An 18,865-nucleotide genomic window follows, 5' to 3' on the forward strand; every position below is an offset into this window, starting at 1 on the left:
GGGTGGGCTGTCAGGCGGGTACGACATCCACGGCTGCCGGGGCGCATTGGGCCGCGTGCATCGGCATCTCGGTCAGACCCGGGTAGTAGATGTGCAGACTGACGGCCGGTTCGAGGGAGTCGTTGACCACTTCGTGCGCATAGCCGGGCGCGAAGACCCGCTGCGCACCCGGGTCCAGCGCGCGGGTGGCGCGCTCGGTGCGCTCGGTGAGCCGGCCGTCCAGGACGGTCAGCACGCCGGAGGACAGACCGTGGTCGTGGAACCCGCTGCCCTGGCCGGGCACCCAGCTGAGCAGCCAGACCTCGTAGCCGAGTGCGGCCTCCCCCGCCCGATCGGAGCCGAGAGCTCGGGGAACGGTGCGCAGGCGGTGGTACCAGCGGGTGGTGGTGTCGTACCGGACGAGCGGCGCCCACTGGGCGCGGTCGGCGGCGATGGAGCGGGCGAGTCCGACGAACTCGGAGACGGTGGAGGGGTGCTCGCGGGCCGGCTGGAGGAGGTGCTGGACCTCGAGGATGTCGCCGGCGATCTGGAGGTCGCTGTCACTGTTCATGGGTGAGGTGGTTCCTCGGCATGGGGGGTGCGTGTGCGGGGTGTCGCGGAGACCGGAGGACCTCGGTCGCGGGGAATGCCGGAGAAGAAGACATCCCGCGGATGCGGAAGTACTGCGGAGAGCCTCTGCGGGAGGAGCTGGATCAGAGCCGGTGCCCTGGGGGCATCAACAGCTGTGACAGCTGGAACAGCAACAGCGAGCCTGGACAGCGGTACGGAACCCACGGACGTGGGTGGCGTACATCGCGGCAGTCGCTGGCATGCATCAAAGGAGACCGGCTCGATCCGCCGCTGTCAACCTGATGCCCGATTTGGGGGTAATGTTTCACCTCATCCGGTTACCGGATCCTGGGGAAGGTTTGTGCGGCCGTCGCGACGGAGATGTGGCGCATCGACCGAGTCCTCAAACGTCGTTGACGCCCCGTGACCCGACTGTGATCTTGGTCGCTTCGGTGATCGAATCGAAACATCGGGGTGGCCCTGCTCGTCTCACTCGGTGAGAAGCCGGGGCGCGACGAGACCCATGGCATATGTCAGGTTTTTGGTGATTTGCACACTTTCCGCATAGGCTTGGTTCCGCAGAGTGAATACCTGGGCCAATAGCAGATCCTCGCTTGACTGGCCCGGAGCTACACACTTGTAATTTCACTCGTGTCGTTCGGTCGCGATGAGTAACGGCCGCATGACGGGACGCAAGAGACAGACGAGGGGCGCACATGACCGAGCTGTTCCAGCAACTGCTGGTCGAGGACGCGGACGAGGAACTCGGCTGGCAGGAGCGCGCACTGTGCGCCCAGACCGATCCCGAGTCCTTCTTCCCCGAGAAGGGCGGATCCACCCGCGAGGCCAAGAAGGTCTGTCTCGCCTGTGAAGTCCGGTCCGAATGCCTCGAATATGCCCTTTCCAATGACGAACGCTTCGGAATCTGGGGCGGTCTGTCGGAACGTGAACGGCGCCGCTTGAAGAAGGCCGCCATCTGACCGCGGAACACCGCGACAACCGCCCGCGGAACACCGCGGCGACGAGAACGCCCTGCCGCCGGACACCCCGGCCGCCGAGCATTCCCACAACCGAAGACCCGGACCGCGACCGACCATGGCCCGCCGCCTGCGCCCCGCCCGCAGACGACGGGCCATCGCCGTACCCGCCACGACTCCACCACCGCCCGGCCGCGGCCCCGTTCGAGCGCTCGGCGCCGTCGCGGTTGTCCGTACCGTTAGTGTGGGGCCCCGTCCGAGACGCGCCAACGCCCCGACGGGGCGCGCGTGTACACCGATGCAGCCCCCGGGGTGACGCCCCCCGGACCCGGCCGGAGGGCCCGTACCTCGATGTCCGTGCACAGCCAATCGGCGGCGCCGTACGCGGCCGCCACCGCCCCCGAGTTCCCCCGGCATGTCGTCACCGCCGTGCTCGTCTCCCACGACGGCGCACGCTGGCTGCCCGACGCGCTCGCCGGACTGCTCGGGCAGGAACGCCCCGTACAGAACGTCGTCGGCGCCGACACCGGCAGCGCCGACGACTCCGCGCAGCTGGTCACCGAGGCGCTCGGCGCCGAACGGGTCCTGCACCTCGCGCGCCGTACGAGCTTCGGCACCGCCGTCGACGAGGCGACCCGCACGGCCGGCGTCCTCACCCCCGAGGACCTGCCGTACCTGAAGCGCCCCAGCAGCTGGGACCCCGTCAGCAGGACCTGGCGCGACGACGCCTACGACCTGCCCGAACTGCCGCACGGCGAACCGGTGCAGTGGCTCTGGCTGCTCCACGACGACTGCGCGCCCGAGCCCGACGCGCTCGCCGAGCTGCTGCGCGTCGTCGACACCGACCCGCACGCCGTGATCGTCGGCCCCAAGCTCCGCGGCTGGTACGACCGCAAGCAGCTGCTGGAGGTCGGTGTCTCCATCGCCAACAGCGGACGCCGCTGGACCGGACTCGACCGCCGCGAACAGGACCAGGGCCAGCACGACCAGGTCCGTACCGTGCTCTCCGTCTCCACCGCGGGCATGCTGATCCGCCGTGATGTCTGGGAGGAGCTCGGCGGGTTCGACCGCAGGCTGCCCCTGATGCGTGACGACGTCGACCTGTGCTGGCGCGCGCACGTGGCGGGACACCGGGTGCTCGTCGCCCCCGACGCCGTCCTCAGGCACGCCGAGGCATCGGCCCGCGAGCGCCGCCCGATCGACTGCGCGGGCCGCTCGGTCGCCTCCCCGCACCGCGTCGACAAGGCTGGCGCCGTCTACACGATGCTGGTCAACGCCCGTTCCAAGGTGCTGCCCTGGGTGCTGCTCAGGCTCGTCGTCGGCACCCTGCTGCGTACCCTCGCCTATCTCGTCGGCAAGGTGCCCGGCCAGGCCCTCGACGAGGTCGCCGGGCTCTTCGGCACCCTGCTGCGCCCCGGACGGATCCTCGCGGCCCGGCGCAGCCGCGGCAAGGGCGCCGTCGACCAGGCCGAGTTGCGGGGCCTCTTCCCGCCGCCCGGTGCCACCGTCCGCGCCACCGTGGACCAGGTCGCCGGGAACTTCGGCAGCGGCTCCGACGCCGACTCGGGCGGCTCCCGGCACGGCGCCGTGGAGTCCGGCCCCGGCGGCGACGACGCCGACTTCCTGGAGATCGAGCAGTTCGCACGGCTCAAGCGGATCGGGCGCAAGCCGGGCCCGGTGCTCTTCGCCGTCCTGCTCCTCGTCTCGCTCGTCGCCTGCCGCGGTCTCCTCGTCGGCGGCGCGCTGACCGGCGGCGCCCTGCTGCCCGCCCCCGGCGACGTCTCCGCCCTGTGGAACCAGTACGCGGACGGCTGGCACACGGTCGGCACCGGCGGCACGCAGACCGCGCCGCCCTACCTCGCCGTGCTCTCCGCACTGTCCTCCCTGTTCCTCGGCTCGACCGGCTTCGCACTCACCCTGCTGCTGGTCTGCTCCGTGCCGCTCGCCGGACTCACCGCGTACTTCGCCTCCCGGCCGCTGCTCGAATCGAGGCTGCTGCGGGCCTGGGCGAGCGTCGCGTACGCCTTCCTGCCCGCCGCGACCGGCGCCCTGGCGACCGGCCGTCTCGGCACCGCCGTACTGGCCGTCCTGCTGCCGCTGATCGCCCGCGCGGCCGTCTCCGCGCACGGCATGCGGTCCGGCGGCGACGCCCGCGGCAGCTGGCGCGCCACCTGGGCGTACGCCCTGCTCCTCACCTTCGTGATGGCGTTCACGCCGATCGTCTGGCCGCTCGCGGTGGTCCTCGGCATCGGCGTGCTCGTACTGCGCCGCGGCGACATCACCGCGTACGGGCTCCGCTTCCTCGCCGCGATCGGCACCCCGCTGCTCGTTCTCGCGCCCTGGTCGCTCTCGCTCCTCACCGGTCCGTCCGCCTTCCTGAAGGAGGCGGGCCTGGACATCGGGACGGGCACGGCCTCCGCTCTCGACCTGCTCGGCATCAGCCCCGGCGGCCCGAAGGCGGCGGGCGGCGTGCTGCTGCTCGGCATCGTGCTGGCCGCGCTGGCCGCGCTGCTGCGCGGGGAACGGCAGTTCGCCGTACGCACCGCGTGGGCGGTCGCGCTCGTGGCGCTGGTCTTCGCCGCGCTGGCCAACGGCTCGGGCTGGGCCGGTCCCGCCACCCTCGTCTACGGCATCGCGCTGATCGCCGCCGCGCTGGTCGGCGCGGACGGTGCCCGGGTGCGCGTCGCCGAGCTCAGCTTCGGCTGGCGGCAGCCGGTCGCCGCGCTGATCGCCCTCGCCGCGGCGCTCGCCCCGGTGCTGGCCGCCGCGGGCTGGATGATCGGTGGCGCGTCGGGTCCGCTGGAGCGGCGCGACCCGGTGCAGGTGCCCGCGTTCGTCGCCGAGGAGAGCACCACCCGCGACCAGCCGCGCACCCTGGTGCTCGGCGGCACCTCGCCCGCCACCGTCTCGTACACCCTGGTACGCGGCTCCGGCGCGCGGCTCGGTGACGCCGAACTGGCCGAGGCGGGCGGCAGCAACAGCCACCTCGACAAGGTCGTGGCCAACCTCGTCGCGGGCTCCGGAGCCGACCAGGGCCGACAGCTCAGCGGCTTCGCGATCCGTTACGTACTGGTCCGCGACGGCGCTCCGAAGGCGATGAGCCGGGTCCTGGACGCGACCCCGGGGCTGAGCCGGCTGAGCCAGCTGGACGGCAGCGCGCTGTGGCGGGTCGACCGCCAGGTCGCCCGGGTCATGATCATCCCGTCCGGCGCCGACGAGGAAGCGCTGCCCGTCGGCTCGCGGCCCGTCGAGGCGCACACCAAGGTCCCGGCGGGCGGCTCCGGCCGCGTGCTGCGGATCGCGGACGCCGCCGACCCCGGCTGGCAGGCCACGCTCGACGGCCGGGCGCTGACCCCGAAGACCGTCGACGGCTGGGCCCAGGGCTTCGAGCTCCCCGCCGAGGGCGGCACGCTGGACCTCACGTACGACACCCCGTTCACCCACACCGCCTGGATCTGGGCCCAGTCCGCGCTGGCCGTCGTCCTGCTGGTCCTCGCCCTGCCCGGCCGCCGCCGGGAGATCGACGACGACCTGCCCGAGGAGACCGTGACGGTCCCCGCGGAGCCCGTCGCCGGCGAGGGACGCCGGGCCCGCAGGCTGCGCGCCGCCGCCCAGGCGGAAGCGGAGGCGGAGACGGAGGCCGAACCGGCCGGGGAGACGGGGCAGTACATCCCGGCCCAGCAGACAGGGGAGTACACCCCCGCCGAACAGGCCGCCGGGCCGCACCCGCACGGAAGCGACGACCAGGGCGCCTTCGCCCCGCGGAACGGCGACGAGGACGCCTTCGCCCAGCAGGCCGACACCGGCCAGTACGCGGCGGTGCCCCAGCAGCAGTACGGCGAATGGGACGCGCAGCAGTACCAGGACGCCGGCTACCAGCAGTACCAGGGCGAGCAGCAGTACGGGGACGGCCAGTACGCCCCGCAGCAGGACGGCCAGTACGGCAACCAGCAGAACCACCTGGCCGCCGACCCGTACCAGCAGAACGCCTACGACCCGTACGGCTACGCCACCCAGCAGCAGTACGACCCGCAGGCCCAGGCCCCCTACGACCCCCAGGCCCCCTACGGCGGGCAGGTCGCACCGCAGGGCCAGTACGACCCGCAGAACCCCGACGAGAACCCCGCCCCGGGCCAGAACCCGTGGCCGACCGGTAACGCATCGCGAGGCGAGTCCGAGTGAAGTCCACCAGCCTGTCCCTCATCGCGGGCACCGTCGCCCTCGCCGCCGTCACCGGATTCGCCGCGCTCACCGCGCCCGGCGACGGGGACACCGCACCGGCGAGGACCGCCGCGCGGCTGCCGGTGGAACGGTCCAGCCTGCTCTGCCCGGCCCCCGGCCTCTCCGACCTGGCGGAGACGACGTACACCTCCTTCACCCCGGCGGGCGGCAGCGGCGGCGAGGCCGGCACGGCCGACCTGCTGATGTCCACCGCCACCACGTCCGACGGCACCAAGAAGGACGAGAAGAAGGACAAGAAGGACAAGAAGAAGGCGGATCCCGGAAAGCCGGTCGTCGCGCTCAAGGAACCCGGCAAACCGGCCACCGCCGAGGCATCGGGCGCCGACGCCCCCGCGCTGGTCGGCACCGCCACCGGCCGCCTGGCCTCCGGCTGGACCGCCCAGCAGACCACCACGGTCGAGGCGGGCGGCGGCCGCGGCCTGCTCGGCGTCAGCTGCACCGGGCCCGACACGGACTTCTGGTTCCCGGCCGCGAGCACCGCGAAGTCCCGCGAGGACTACGTCCACCTGACCAACCCGGACGACACCGCGGCCGTCGCCGACATCGAGCTGTACGGTCCGGACGGCTCCCTCAAGTCCGACGTCGGCGAGGGCATCACGGTGCCCGCCCGCTCCAGCGTGCCGGTGCTGATCTCCACGCTGACGAGCGAGGTGGCCGAGGACGTGACCGTCCACGTCACCACCCGCACCGGACGCGTCGGCGCGGTCGTCAGGGCCGCGGACGAGGAGACCGGCAGCGACTGGCTGGCCGCCTCCACCGGCCCGACGGGCACCCTGGTGCTCCCCGGCATCCCCGCGGACGCCACCTCGGTCCGTCTCGTGGCCTTCGCGACGGGCGACAACGACGCCGATCTGACGGTGAAACTGATCGGCAGGACCGGCGCCATCTCCCCGGTCGGCAACGAGAGTCTCCACGTCAAGTCCCGGATGACCGCGGGCGTCGACCTGAAGGACATCACCAAGGGCGAGGCCGGCTCCCTGCTGCTGACCCCGGCCCAGGGGAAGAAGAACACCCCTGTGGTCGCCGCCCTGCAAGTGGTCCGCGGTACCGGCGACAAGCGGGAGGTCGGCTACATCCCGGCGACCGGCCCGGTGGGCGCGCGGGCGACCGTGGCCGACAACCGGGACAAGGGCTCGGTCCTCTCGCTCACCGCGCCGGGCGCCACCGCCACCGTGAAGGTCACCGCGTCGGCGGGCAGCGAGGGCGGCGAACAGACCGTCAAGAAGTACACGGTCAAGGGCGGTACGACGCTGGCGGTCACCCCGCCCGTACCGTCCGGCCTCAAGGGCGGCTACGCCCTGACGGTCGAGACGGAGTCGGGCGGCCCGGTCCATGCCGCGCGCACGCTCACCCTCACGCAGAACGGCATCCAGATGTTCACCGTGCAGACCCTGCCGGACGACCGCGGCACGGTCGAGGTGCCCACCGCCGAGCAGGACCTGTCGGTCCTCGACGACTGAGCAGGCCGGTACGGGCGGGACGCGGGCGGCCCGCTACTCCTGCCCGTACCGCGGATCCACCGACTCCGGCGCGAGCCCGAGCAGCTCCGCGACCTGCTCCACCACGACCTCGTGCACCAGCAGGGCGCGCTCGTCGCGGTTCTTGGTACGGATCTCGACGGGCCGCCGGTAGATCACGATCTGCGCAGGCCGGCCCTTCTCCGCGGAGACCGCACGCCCCAGCGGCACGGTCTCCTCCTGCGTCCCCGGTACGTCGAGCACCATGAAGTCGACATCGGTCAGCTGCGGCCAGCGCCGCTCCAGCCGTTCCACCGAGTCCTGCACGAGATCGCGGAAGTTCTCCGCCCTGCTGACCGAGAGCGGCACCTGGGGCGGGGCGACGGGCCCGCGCATGCCGCGGCCATGGCGGTCACGACGGCGCGGGCGCGGCTCGGACGGCTGCGGCGGTACGGGACTGTCCATCACTGACGCAGCGTAACTCTCCGGGGCTCGAGTGGAACGCCGCTCCCTGACAGGTCATCGCCGTTTCGGCGCCGGCGCACCGGCATATCAGGGACAGAGCACCCCGCCTGCCCAATACCGAACAATCCGGCCAATCAGAGGCCCGTTTCAGGCCTGCCCCTGACCGCCGATCCCTTGCCGTATGACAGATTTTGTGCCGATCGGTGACCGGAATCATTGTCGGCAGTGCCGGTACTTCTCCGTTCCCGCGCAGGTCAGAACGACTGTCCGGAAGGCGCTTGTGCGGGAGTTCACAGGGCGACACGGTGGGGTGACCTGAGGGAGAGTCGTCGCAGCCCGCTCAAGAGTGCGGTACCGTCCAACATCGTGAGCCCTGTACGTCGCTGTTCGCGCACCGCGTGCGGCCGCCCTGCCGTCGCGACACTGACGTACGTCTATGCCGACTCGACTGCGGTCCTCGGCCCGCTCGCCACCTACGCCGAGCCCCACTGCTACGACCTCTGCGCCGAGCACAGTGAGCGGCTGACGGCACCACGCGGCTGGGAAGTCGTCCGGCTCTCCGACCCCTCCGTGCCCACCCGCCCCAGCGGCGACGACCTCGAAGCGCTCGCCAATGCCGTACGGGAAGCGGCCCGGCCGCAGGACCGCGGTGGCGACGGGAGGGGCAGCGGCCCGCATGCTGCCGATCCGATGGAGGTCGCACGCCGCGGCCATCTGCGAGTGCTGCGCTCCCCGGACTCCTGAGTCCGGCCTGCGAGCCTCCGGGTAGTTTGGGCGGTCCGCAGAATTCTCAGGAGGACCGGCCCGTGGCTGCTGATCTGTCGCAGATCGTGAAGGCGTACGACGTGCGCGGAGTGGTACCCGATCAGTGGGACGAGGCCCTGGCCGAGCGGTTCGGGGCGGCGTTCGTCGAGGTGACGGGCGCGGACGCGATCGTGATCGGCCACGACATGAGGCCCTCGTCGCCCGGCCTCTCGGGAGCCTTCGCACGGGGAGCCGCCGCGCGCGGCGCGGACGTCACCCTCATCGGCCTCTGCTCGACCGACCAGCTGTACTTCGCCTCGGGCAGCCTGGGCCTCCCCGGTGCGATGTTCACCGCCTCGCACAACCCGGCGCGGTACAACGGCATCAAGCTCTGCCGGGCGGGTGCCGCACCCGTGGGCCAGGACACCGGGCTGCTGGAGATCCGCGCCCTGGTCGAGAAGTGGTCCGAGGCGGGCGCCCCGCAGCCGGTCGCCGCCCCCGGCACCGTGACCGAGCGCGACACGCTCGCCGACTACGCGGCCCACCTGCTGTCCCTGGTCGACCTGACGTCCGTCCGGCCGCTGAAGGTCGTCGTCGACGCGGGCAACGGCATGGGCGGCCACACCGTCCCCACCGTCTTCGCGAACCTGCCCGTCGACCTCGTACCGATGTACTTCGAACTCGACGGCACGTTCCCCAACCACGAGGCCAACCCCCTCGACCCGAAGAACCTCGTCGACCTCCAGGCCCGGGTCGTGGCCGAGGGCGCCGACCTCGGCCTCGCCTTCGACGGCGACGCGGACCGCTGCTTCGTCGTCGACGAGCGCGGCGAGGGCATCTCGCCGTCGGCGATCACGGCCCTGGTCGCGGCCCGGGAACTCGCCCGCAACGGCGGCAAGGGCACCGTCATCCACAACCTGATCACCTCGCTCTCGGTCCCCGAGGTCGTCCGCGAGAACGGCGGCACCCCGGTCCGTACCCGCGTGGGCCACTCCTTCATCAAGGCCGAGATGGCCGAGCACGGCGCGATCTTCGGCGGTGAACACTCCGCGCACTACTACTTCCGCGACTTCTGGAACGCCGACACGGGCATGCTCGCCGCGCTCCACGTCCTTGCCGCGCTGGGCGGCCAGCCCGGCCCCCTGTCCGAACTGGTCGCCCGCTACGACCGCTACGCCGGCTCCGGCGAGATCAACTCCACGGTCGCCGACCAGCCGGGCCGCACAGCAGCGGTACGCGCCGCCTTCGCACCCCGCGACGGCGTCACGACCGACGACCTGGACGGCCTGACGGTCACGTCCCCGGACTGGTGGTTCAACCTCCGCGCCTCCAACACGGAGCCCCTGCTGCGCCTGAACGTGGAGGCCCGCGACGAACGGACGATGAGGGCGGTACGGGACGAGGTCCTGGCCCTGGTCCGAACCCAGGAGCCCCCGAGCGCTCCCGGCCCTTGCGCCGACTGATCCTGCCCTCCCACCGCACTGCACCGCCCCCACCCGCGGGCCTCCCGGCCCGCCCCGCACCCCACTGCCCCCAGCGGTAGGCTGACGTCGCCTGATCCGCTGCCCGAAGGGACCCACCCCATGCCGCTCGAAGCCGGCCTCCTGGAGATCCTCGCCTGCCCGGCCTGCCACTCCCCGCTCGACGACCGGTCGGCAGCCGACAGCCCCGAGCTGATCTGCACCGGCCAGGACTGCGGCCTGGCCTACCCGGTACGGGACGGCATCCCCGTCCTCCTCGTCGACGAGGCCCGCCGCCCCGCGTAACGGCACCGGGGCCCGCGACGGCCCCGCCCCGCACGGTGACCAGCATGTGATCGGAGGACCGTCCCCATGCTCGACGAGTCGCTGCTCGACGCCCCGGAGGCCCTGGCCCGGGCCGACCGCCGCGGCCTGCTCCGCGGCGCCGCCGAGGCCGGGGCCCGGGTCCGCACCGCCGCCCGGCACGCCGCCGAGGCGGGGATCGCCGAGCTGAATCCGGAGGGGCGCCCCCGCGCCGTACTGGTCGCGGGCTCCGGCACCGCCGCGTCCGGCGTCGCCGACCTGATCACCGCCCTGGCGGGCGCCTCCGCGCCCGTCACCCGCATCCACCCCACCGGCGTCGCCCCCGCCCCGGGCGCGATGCGCTGGACGCTGCCCGGCTGGGCCGGCTCCGTGGACCTGCTGCTGATCGTCACGGCCGACGGATCCGAGCCGGGCCTCTCCCTCCTCGCCGAACAGGCGTACCGCAGGGGCTGCAGCGTCGTCGCCGTCGCCCCACGCCGGTCACCGCTGCGCGAGGCGATCGACGGGGCGCACGGCCTCGTCGTACCGATGGCCTCCGCCCCGCACGGCGAGTACGACGCCGAGACCTCGGCCGCGGGCCCCGGCACGCTCTGGGCCCTGTTCACCCCGCTGCTCGCGCTGCTGGACCGGGTCGGCCTGCTCACCGCGCCCGCCGAGGCGCTGCAGAGCGTCGCCGACCGCCTGGACCGCACCGCGGAACGCTGCGGCCCCGCCATCGCCACGTACAGCAACCCCGCCAAGACCCTGGCGGCCGAACTCGCCGAGAGCCTGCCCCTCATCTGGACGGAGGGCGAATCCGCCGCCCCGGTCGGCCGCAGGTTCGCCGCCGTCCTGGCCGAACTGTCCGGCCGCCCGGCCCTCGCCGCCGAACTGCCCGAGGCACTTCCCGCCCACGGCACGCTGCTGGCGGGCACCTTCGCCGCCGGGGCCGACCCCGACGATTTCTTCCGTGACCGGGTCGACGAGCCGGAGCCGCTGCACGCCCGCGTCGTACTGCTCCGCGACCGCCCCACCGGCGGCCTGAGCGCGGCCCCCGCCGCCCGCGAACTGGCCCTCGGCCACGACACCGCGATCAGCGAGCTCGAACCCGACGAGGGCACCGAGCTCGAAGCCCTCGCCGAACTGCTCGCGGTCACCGACTTCGCCGCCGTCTACCTGGCTCTCGCCTCCGCATCCGGCGCCTGACCCCACAGGCCCGGCAGACCGCACCCATCGCACCCCATCAAGCGCCCCCCACTTCCTGAGCACAGAGCACAGAGCACAGCACTCCCGATCCACGCATCTCACAAGGACGAACACCATGGACCGGCTCTCCAACACCGTGCGCCCTTACGCCTGGGGCTCCACCACCGCCATACCCGAACTGCTCGGCGTCGCCCCCACCGGCGAGCCCCAGGCCGAGATGTGGATGGGCGCCCACCCCGGCGCCCCCTCCCTCCTCACCCGCGCAACCGCCGCCGGAGAGGCCGGCCCCGAACAGCCCCTCACCGAGGTCATCGCCGCCGACCCCGAGCGCGAACTGGGCCGGGCCACCGTCGAGAAGTTCGGCCCCCGCCTCCCCTTCCTCCTCAAACTGCTCGCCGCGGGCGCCCCGCTCTCCCTCCAGGTCCACCCCGATCTCGCCCAGGCCGAGAGGGGGTACGAGGACGAGGAGCGCCGGTCCGTCCCCATCGACGCGCCCCACCGCACGTACAAGGACGCCAACCACAAGCCCGAGCTGATCTGCGCGCTCACCCCCTTCGCCGGCCTGTGCGGTTTCCGCCCGCCCGCCGAGGCGGCCGAGGCGATGGCGGCACTCGGAGTCGACTCCCTCAAGCCGTACGTCGACCTGCTCGGTGCCCACCCCGAAGAGGCCGCCCTGCGCGAGGTCCTCACCGCGATCCTCGGCGCCGACCCCGCGGAGATGGCCGAAACGGTGCACCTGGCCGCGGCCGCCGCCGAACGCCTCGGCGGCGCCCACGCCCCGTACGCCCGGATCGCCCACCACTTCCCCGGCGACCCCGGTGTCATCGCGGCGATGCTGCTGAACCACGTGGTCCTCCAGCCCGGCGAGGCACTGTTCCTCGGAGCGGGCGTCCCGCACGCCTACCTCGACGGCCTCGGCGTCGAGATCATGGCCAACTCGGACAACGTGCTGCGCTGCGGACTCACGCCCAAGCACATCGACGTACCCGAACTGCTGCGCATCGTCCGCTTCGAGTCGACCGAGCCCGGCGTCCTGCGTCCCGAGGCCTCGCCGTCCGGGGAGGAGTTGTACGAGACGCCCGTGGACGAATTCCGGCTCTCGCGCTTCGACCTCTCGCCCGGCGCCGCCCCCGTCGACCTGACCCGGGACACCCCGCAGATCCTGCTCTGCACCGGGGGAGCCCCGAAGGCGGGCGAACTCGATCTCGCACCCGGCACCTCCGTATTCGTACCCTCCGGCGAAAAGGTCGAAGCGTCCGGTACGGGAACCCTGTTCCGAGCCACAGTGGTGGCCTGACGTACCGTCCGCACCAGCGACTGCAACAATGTCCGGCCGTACCGCGGCGCCAGGGCCGCGGCATCGAAGAAGGGACACCAGGCACCCATGAGTGCGTCAGGCGGAACCAAGGCGATCGTGGCGGCACTCGGCGCCAACCTCGCGATCGCAGTGGCCAAATTCGTGGCGTTCCTGTTCAGTGGCTCGTCGTCGATGCTCGCGGAGAGCGTCCACTCGGTCGCCGACTCGGGCAACCAGGGCCTGCTGCTGCTCGGCGGCAAGAAGGCCAAGCGCGAGGCCACCCCCCAGCACCCCTTCGGCTACGGCCGTGAGCGCTACATCTACGCCTTCCTCGTCTCCATCGTGCTCTTCTCGGTCGGTGGCATGTTCGCGGTGTACGAGGGCTACGAGAAGATCAAGCACCCGCACGAGATCGAGGCCTGGTACTGGCCGGTCGGGGTGCTGGTCTTCGCGATCATCGCCGAGGGCTTCTCCTTCCGTACCGCCATCAAGGAGTCCAACGAGACCCGCGGTTCGCTCTCCTGGAAGGAGTTCATCCGCCGCGCGAAGGCCCCCGAACTCCCCGTCGTGCTCCTGGAGGACTTCGGCGCGCTGATCGGTCTGGTACTCGCCCTCGGGGGCGTCGGCCTGGCCCTCGCGACCGGCAACGGCGTCTGGGACGGCATCGGCACCCTCTGCATCGGTGTCCTGCTGATCGTCATCGCGATCGTGCTCGCCGCCGAGACGAAGTCCCTCCTGCTCGGCGAGGCGGCCGGCGCCGACCAGGTCGAGAAGATCAAGGCCGCGGTCGTCGACGGCGACACGGTCACCGGCATCATCCACATGCGTACGCTCCACCTCGGCCCGGAGGAACTCCTCGTCGCCGCCAAGATCGCCGTGCAGCACGACGACACGGCCACCGAGGTCGCCAACGCCATCAACGCAGCCGAGAGCCGGATCCGCGCCGCGGTCCCGATCGCCCGGGTCATCTACCTGGAACCGGACATCTTCAGCGAGGCCGCCGCCGCAGCCGGCACCAACCCCGGCAAGGCCCCCGGCGGAACCCCCGCCGACACCCCGGATGCCCCGGACAGCCCGACGGAATCCGGCCACTGACCACCCCCTCCATCCGCCCTCCCTCCCGCTCCCGGTACGTCGTCCCGACCGCCTCGCGACCGCCTCCGGTCCGCCTCCCGTCCCGAGGCGGGCTGGGAGAGGCTGGGCCGATCGGTGTAGATTCGACGGCAGTGTCAGACGTCGCTGCTGATGGCGGTCGATCGGTCCGTACGCGCGGACCGGCCGAGGGAGAGAGGGCCTCCGACGGACTGCGCTGCGAGCGCCCGGGCATTCGTGTGCCCGCCGCCGCAGAGCCATCCGTGCCCCACCTCGACCCATTACGAGGAGCAGCCCGTTATGACGACGGTCGCCAATCGACAGGACTTCAAGGTCGCCGACCTCTCCCTCGCGGCGTTCGGCCGCAAGGAGATCACCCTCGCCGAGCACGAGATGCCCGGCCTGATGTCGATCCGCAAGGAATACGCCGCAACGCAGCCGCTGGCCGGCGCCCGCATCACCGGCTCGCTGCACATGACCGTGCAGACGGCCGTGCTGATCGAGACCCTGGTCGCCCTCGGCGCCGAGGTCCGCTGGGCCTCCTGCAACATCTTCTCCACCCAGGACCACGCCGCCGCGGCCATCGCCGTCGGCCCGAACGGCACCCCGGAGGCCCCGGCGGGCGTCCCGGTCTTCGCCTGGAAGGGCGAGACGCTCGAGGAGTACTGGTGGTGCACGGAGCAGGCCCTGACCTGGCCGAACACCCCCACCGGCGGCCCGAACATGATCCTCGACGACGGTGGTGACGCCACCCTCCTCGTCCACAAGGGCGTCGAGTTCGAGAAGGCCGGCGCCGCACCGGACCCGTCGACCGCGGACAGTGAGGAATACGCCCACATCCTCACCCTGCTGAACCGCACCCTCGGCGAGTCCCCGCAGAAGTGGACCCAGCTGGCGTCCGAGATCCGCGGCGTCACCGAAGAGACCACGACCGGTGTGCACCGGCTGTACGAGATGCACCGCGACGGCACCCTCCTCTTCCCGGCGATCAACGTCAACGACGCCGTCACCAAGTCCAAGTTCGACAACAAGTACGGCTGCCGCCACTCGCTGATCGACGGCATCAACCGCGCCACCGACGTCCTGATCGGCGGCAAGACCGCCGTCGTCTGCGGTTACGGCGACGTGGGCAAGGGCTGCGCGGAGTCCCTGCGCGGCCAGGGCGCCCGGGTGATCGTCACGGAGATCGACCCGATCTGCGCCCTGCAGGCGGCGATGGACGGCTACCAGGTCGCCACCCTCGACGACGTCGTCGGCCAGGCCGACATCTTCGTCACCACGACGGGCAACAAGGACATCATCATGGCCGCCGACATGGCCAAGATGAAGCACCAGGCCATCGTCGGGAACATCGGCCACTTCGACAACGAGATCGACATGGCCGGCCTGGCGCAGATCGAAGGCATCGTCAAGGACGAGGTCAAGCCGCAGGTCCACACCTGGACGTTCCCCGACGGCAAGGTCCTCATCGTGCTGTCCGAGGGCCGCCTGCTGAACCTGGGCAACGCCACCGGCCACCCCTCGTTCGTCATGTCCAACTCGTTCGCGGACCAGACCCTGGCCCAGATCGAGCTGTTCACCAAGCCCGAGGAGTACCCGACCGATGTCTACGTGCTGCCCAAGCACCTGGACGAGAAGGTCGCCCGTCTCCACCTCGACGCGCTCGGCGTGAAGCTCACGACGCTCCGCCCCGAGCAGGCCGCGTACATCGGTGTCGAGGTCGACGGCCCGTACAAGCCCGACCACTACCGCTACTGATCCCGCCCGTCAGCGACCGCGCACGTCACCACCGGTCAGTGACGACCGGCCGCTGACAGACGGAACAGCCTCAGCAGCAGTACGAGCGCAGGCCCCCGCACCCCCGTGCCGGGGGCCTGCCCCGTACCGCGTCGGCTCAGCCCGAGGAACCCCGAAGGACCCCATGCCCCGCGGCCGATATTCGCTCCACGATCTCCACGACCACACCCCCCTCGGCGAAGAACACTTCCAGTGCGCACCCGGACCCTCCGGCTGGCGCTATCTCTCCCGGACCACCACCCCCTCCGGCGAACACCTCGGCTCCGTCGACCTCACTCTCGACGAACTCGGCCGTCCCATCCGCCTCGAACTCCATGCCGCGAGCTGGCAGGTCCGCGGCGCCGCCCTGGAAGGCGTCACCTGGGTCCGCACCGATCCGACCGCCACTCATGCCACCGAAGGCAATGTGCGCGCCCACGCCTTCACCGGCACATCCCCCGCGTTCCTCGTCGCGACCGCACGACTGCTGCGTCTCACCCCCGATTCCCCCGCGACGCGCGTCCGCCTGGTCGCCTTCACCGACCCGGTCCTCGCACCCCGCACCGTCGACCAGTCCTGGGCCCTGGTGAAAAGTGAAGCGCACGCCACTGACAACGGACCCCTGACTGTGGACGAATACCGGGTCAGTGCCCTGGACACCGGCGAACAGCACGCCGTTCACATCGCCGGCGACGTGGTCCTCGCCGCCCCGGGCATCGAACTCGAAGACCTGGACTCCCCGCCCTCACCGCTCTAGGCGGGCGGCGCGAACCCCGTGGCGGCAGGCGGCACCCGCCCGCCCTCCGACCCCGGGTCCGGCAACGGCGCACCCGCCTCGGCAGTCCCCACGGAAGGCATGGCCCCGACCGGCGCCCGGCCGACAGCAGCCCCATTCGCCGGAGCCTTGCTCACCGGCCACCCGGTCTGTCCCTCGGAACCACCACGAGCAGCCTCGTCCCGGGCGGCGACGAACATCCTCCGGGCGTCCCGCGCCTGCCGCTCGTTCACCACCGCCGCCAGATACGCCCCGGCCGGCACCCCTTCCGGCACCGGCACCCCGGTCCGCGCCGCCAGCTCCCCGGCCAGCCGCTCCGCCATCGACCAGCCCACCCGGGCATCGAGCTGATGCATACGGGTCAGGTACTGCCGTACGGCGAGCCACAGGGAGTCCGGCACCGCCGACAGATCCAGCCCCGCGAACCGTCCGACCAGCCATGGCGGCGGAGGCGGCACGGCGGCCGCCCGCCCCGCGGGCACCCGCTCCCGCACGACGAGCGTCCCCGCGAACACATCCCCGAGACGCCGCCCCCGCTCCGACACCAGCGAGGCGATGCACGCGACGACCCCGAACGTCATCAGGATCTCGACGACCCCCATGGCCCCCCGCACCAGCGCATGCCGGAACCGGATCGGCCCCCCGTCGTCCCGGACCACCCGCAACCCGCACGCCAGCTTCCCCAGCGAACGCCCGTGGCTGAGCGTCTCCACCGCGATCGGCCCGCCCACCAGCACCAGCAGGAAGGCCGCCACGGACACCGCCGCGAGTGCCGCGTCGTCCAGCGTCGCCGTCGCGACGGCCAGACCGATCGACACCACGACGAACGCCGCTCCCACCACGGCCAGATCGATGGCCAGCGCCAGCGCCCGACTCGGCAGTTTCGCCGGCCGCAGCCCCAGAACGACCGCGTCCCCGGTCACCAGCTCACTCATCGCCGCCCCACCCTTCGCCGACCATCCCTGCCCCTCGGGGCCTCAGTCTGCCAAGCTGACCCGGAGCGCGCCGCCGTAGTACGAACCCGCACGCACCCATGCCTGGAGCAGCAGCCGATCATGGATCTCGATGTCTTCGTGACCGCCCACCGCACCGAGTGGGACCGCCTGGACCATCTCCTGCACCGCGGGCGTCGGCTCACCGGCACGGAAGCGGACGAACTCGTCGAGCTCTACCAGCGCACGGCCACCCATCTCTCGCTTCTCCAGTCCAGCACCCCGGACCCGATGCTCACGGCGCGCCTCACCCAGCTCGTGGCCCGGGCCCGGGCCACGGTCACCGGCACCCGCCGAGCCTCCTGGCGCGACGCGACACGCTTTCTCACCGCGGGTTTCCCCGCCGCTGTCTACCGGTCCAGGCATTGGTGGATACCGACAGCCGTCCTGTCCACCGTGCTGGCGGCGGTCATCGGCTGGTGGATCGGTACGCATCCGGAAGTCCAGTCCGCCATCGCGGCCCCGGACGACCTCCGCCGCATGACCAGCCCGGGCGGGGAGTACGAGACCTACTACTCCAGCCATCCGGCCGCCTCGTTCGCCGCACAGGTATGGACGAACAACGCCCAGGCCGCCGCCATGTGCCTGGTCCTGGGAGCGTTCCTCTGCATCCCGGTGATCTGGATCCTGTTCATCAACGTGCTCAACCTCGGGGTCGGCATCGGCCTGATGTCCTCGGCCGGCCGCCTCGACACCTTCCTGGGGCTGATCCTCCCGCACGGCCTGCTCGAACTCACCGCCGTCTTCGTCGCCGCGGGTACCGGCCTGCGCCTGGGCTGGACGGTCATCGACCCGGGTCCGCAGAGCCGACGTTCCGCCCTCGCACAGCAGGGCCGCGCCGCGATCGGTATGGCCATCGGCCTTGCGCTGGTCCTGTTCGTCTCCGGTGTCATCGAAGGCTTCGTCACCCCCTCAGACCTCCCGACCTGGGGGCGCATCACCATCGGCATCGCAGCCGAGCTGGCCTTCCTCGCCTACGTCTACATCCTGGGCGGCCGAGCAGCGAGAGCCGGTGACGGCGGCGACGTCGCTGCAACCGAACGGAGCGCCGAGCTCCCGGTCGCCGCCTGATGTGCGTACGACCCCGCTGACCTGCTAGTCTCCTCCTCGCCCCCAGAAAGCCATTGACATGGCCGACGTGGGGAGGTAGATTTTAACGGTTGCCTCGGACTGGACAAGTCCGGGCCCAGCAGTTAGCATCTGTCTCGCTCTCACCGGAAATTGAATTTCCGCAGAGCCATTGATTCCTTACTCCGAATCACAAAGCCGATTTTCCGGCCGAATGTTTCTGATAAAGTCGAATCAGCCGAAAGGCAAAGACCACTTCAACGGTCATCAGAATCTGAAGTTCGAACCGGAAACGGAACGAAAAAGAGTCTGGTAAGGTTGGAACCGCCGGAAAGGGAAACGCGAAAGCGAAGAACTGGAAAGCGAACCCGCTTCGACCGGGAATCGGACACGAAAGAGTCTGATAGAGTCGGAAACGCAAGACCGAAGGGAAAAGCCCGGAGGAAAGCCCGAGAGGGTGAG

General features: G+C 71.5%; 16 protein-coding genes. 12 read left to right on the forward strand and 4 right to left on the reverse strand.

Translation table 11 applies throughout. From position 1 onward, the window contains the following. Positions 1-10 precede the first annotated feature (10 nt). Positions 11-550 carry a cysteine dioxygenase gene (locus ACWCPY_RS36995; RefSeq protein ID WP_451272610.1) on the reverse strand — a complete coding sequence of 180 codons (540 nt, stop codon included), beginning with the start codon at positions 548-550 and terminating at the stop codon, positions 11-13. A 715-nt stretch (positions 551-1,265) separates the two neighbouring features. On the opposite strand from ACWCPY_RS36995, the gene ACWCPY_RS37000 reads away from it, so the two are divergent. The 3 genes from ACWCPY_RS37000 to ACWCPY_RS37010 all read left to right on the forward strand — a co-directional run bounded on the left by ACWCPY_RS37000 (position 1,266) and on the right by ACWCPY_RS37010 (position 7,228). Continuing rightward, positions 1,266-1,529, forward strand: a complete 264-nt coding sequence (locus ACWCPY_RS37000) for a WhiB family transcriptional regulator (protein ID WP_003968728.1) — start codon at positions 1,266-1,268, stop codon at positions 1,527-1,529. A 348-nt stretch (positions 1,530-1,877) separates the two neighbouring features. Further along, positions 1,878-5,708, forward strand: coding sequence for a glycosyltransferase (locus ACWCPY_RS37005; RefSeq protein ID WP_451272612.1), 3,831 nt, complete (start codon positions 1,878-1,880; stop codon positions 5,706-5,708). After that, entirely contained in the window at positions 5,705-7,228 is a 1,524-nt protein-coding gene (locus tag ACWCPY_RS37010; RefSeq protein WP_451272614.1) for a DUF5719 family protein, read from the forward strand. The genes ACWCPY_RS37005 and ACWCPY_RS37010 overlap by 4 nt, the downstream gene beginning before the upstream one ends. A 33-nt stretch (positions 7,229-7,261) precedes the next feature. Here the strand turns inward: ACWCPY_RS37010 and ACWCPY_RS37015 are convergent, their stop codons facing one another. Further along, positions 7,262-7,690: a metallopeptidase family protein gene (locus ACWCPY_RS37015; protein WP_329815301.1), complete on the reverse strand. Its 429-nt coding sequence runs from the start codon at positions 7,688-7,690 to the stop codon at positions 7,262-7,264. Positions 7,691-8,056: 366 nt separating this feature from the next. Here ACWCPY_RS37015 and ACWCPY_RS37020 point away from each other — a divergent pair, with 366 nt between their 5' ends. The 8 genes from ACWCPY_RS37020 to ACWCPY_RS37055 all read left to right on the forward strand — a co-directional run bounded on the left by ACWCPY_RS37020 (position 8,057) and on the right by ACWCPY_RS37055 (position 16,325). Next, positions 8,057-8,434 (forward strand): DUF3499 domain-containing protein, encoded by a 378-nt coding sequence (locus tag ACWCPY_RS37020; RefSeq protein WP_451272616.1) that lies wholly within the window; start codon positions 8,057-8,059, stop codon positions 8,432-8,434. A gap of 62 nt (positions 8,435-8,496) precedes the next feature. Beyond that, on the forward strand, positions 8,497-9,897 hold the full coding sequence (locus tag ACWCPY_RS37025; protein WP_451272618.1) for a phosphomannomutase/phosphoglucomutase: 1,401 nt from the start codon (positions 8,497-8,499) through the stop codon (positions 9,895-9,897). Between the two features lie 120 nt (positions 9,898-10,017). Further along, positions 10,018-10,200, forward strand: a complete 183-nt coding sequence (locus ACWCPY_RS37030; protein WP_072488362.1) for a Trm112 family protein — start codon at positions 10,018-10,020, stop codon at positions 10,198-10,200. 66 nt (positions 10,201-10,266) lie between these two features. Continuing rightward, a complete protein-coding gene (locus tag ACWCPY_RS37035) occupies positions 10,267-11,403 on the forward strand; it encodes an SIS domain-containing protein (RefSeq protein ID WP_451272620.1) in 1,137 nt (378 codons plus the stop codon). Positions 11,404-11,518: 115 nt separating this feature from the next. Next, complete coding sequence (manA, locus tag ACWCPY_RS37040; protein WP_451272622.1) at positions 11,519-12,700, forward strand: mannose-6-phosphate isomerase, class I; 1,182 nt, start codon at positions 11,519-11,521, stop codon at positions 12,698-12,700. Positions 12,701-12,787: 87 nt separating this feature from the next. After that, a complete protein-coding gene (locus ACWCPY_RS37045) occupies positions 12,788-13,795 on the forward strand; it encodes a cation diffusion facilitator family transporter (protein WP_451272624.1) in 1,008 nt (335 codons plus the stop codon). Between the two features lie 297 nt (positions 13,796-14,092). Further along, the gene (gene ahcY, locus ACWCPY_RS37050; protein WP_451272626.1) at positions 14,093-15,550 is read left to right on the forward strand and encodes an adenosylhomocysteinase; all 1,458 of its coding nucleotides are present in this window, start codon (positions 14,093-14,095) and stop codon (positions 15,548-15,550) included. Positions 15,551-15,713: 163 nt separating this feature from the next. Next, entirely contained in the window at positions 15,714-16,325 is a 612-nt protein-coding gene (locus tag ACWCPY_RS37055) for a hypothetical protein (protein WP_451272628.1), read from the forward strand. Here ACWCPY_RS37055 and ACWCPY_RS37060 read toward each other — a convergent pair. Further along, positions 16,322-17,278 (reverse strand): RDD family protein, encoded by a 957-nt coding sequence (locus ACWCPY_RS37060; RefSeq protein ID WP_451272630.1) that lies wholly within the window; start codon positions 17,276-17,278, stop codon positions 16,322-16,324. The genes ACWCPY_RS37055 and ACWCPY_RS37060 overlap by 4 nt on opposite strands. A 120-nt stretch (positions 17,279-17,398) precedes the next feature. Between ACWCPY_RS37060 and ACWCPY_RS37065 the strand changes: the two genes are divergently transcribed. Next, positions 17,399-18,406, forward strand: coding sequence for a stage II sporulation protein M (locus tag ACWCPY_RS37065; RefSeq protein WP_451272632.1), 1,008 nt, complete (start codon positions 17,399-17,401; stop codon positions 18,404-18,406). Between the two features lie 187 nt (positions 18,407-18,593). On the opposite strand, the gene ACWCPY_RS37070 is transcribed toward ACWCPY_RS37065, so the two are convergent. Next, positions 18,594-18,865 (reverse strand): hypothetical protein (locus ACWCPY_RS37070; RefSeq protein WP_451272634.1); only part of this gene is annotated, 272 nt, incomplete at its 5' end.

Source organism: Streptomyces sp. NPDC002403, from assembly GCF_053593015.1.

Bases quoted from the DNA above. Each gene is read 5' to 3' on its own strand.
- ACWCPY_RS36995 (WP_451272610.1), bottom strand. From the start codon at position 550: ATGAACAGTGACAGCGACCTCCAGATCGCCGGCGACATCCTCGAGGTC.
- ACWCPY_RS37000 (WP_003968728.1), top strand. From the start codon at position 1,266: ATGACCGAGCTGTTCCAGCAACTGCTGGTCGAGGACGCGGACGAGGAA.
- ACWCPY_RS37005 (WP_451272612.1), top strand. From the start codon at position 1,878: ATGTCCGTGCACAGCCAATCGGCGGCGCCGTACGCGGCCGCCACCGCC.
- ACWCPY_RS37015 (WP_329815301.1), bottom strand. From the start codon at position 7,690: ATGGACAGTCCCGTACCGCCGCAGCCGTCCGAGCCGCGCCCGCGCCGT.
- ACWCPY_RS37030 (WP_072488362.1), top strand. From the start codon at position 10,018: ATGCCGCTCGAAGCCGGCCTCCTGGAGATCCTCGCCTGCCCGGCCTGC.
- ACWCPY_RS37035 (WP_451272620.1), top strand. From the start codon at position 10,267: ATGCTCGACGAGTCGCTGCTCGACGCCCCGGAGGCCCTGGCCCGGGCC.
- manA (WP_451272622.1), top strand. From the start codon at position 11,519: ATGGACCGGCTCTCCAACACCGTGCGCCCTTACGCCTGGGGCTCCACC.
- ACWCPY_RS37045 (WP_451272624.1), top strand. From the start codon at position 12,788: ATGAGTGCGTCAGGCGGAACCAAGGCGATCGTGGCGGCACTCGGCGCC.
- ahcY (WP_451272626.1), top strand. From the start codon at position 14,093: ATGACGACGGTCGCCAATCGACAGGACTTCAAGGTCGCCGACCTCTCC.
- ACWCPY_RS37055 (WP_451272628.1), top strand. From the start codon at position 15,714: ATGCCCCGCGGCCGATATTCGCTCCACGATCTCCACGACCACACCCCC.
- ACWCPY_RS37060 (WP_451272630.1), bottom strand. From the start codon at position 17,278: ATGAGTGAGCTGGTGACCGGGGACGCGGTCGTTCTGGGGCTGCGGCCG.
- ACWCPY_RS37065 (WP_451272632.1), top strand. From the start codon at position 17,399: ATGGATCTCGATGTCTTCGTGACCGCCCACCGCACCGAGTGGGACCGC.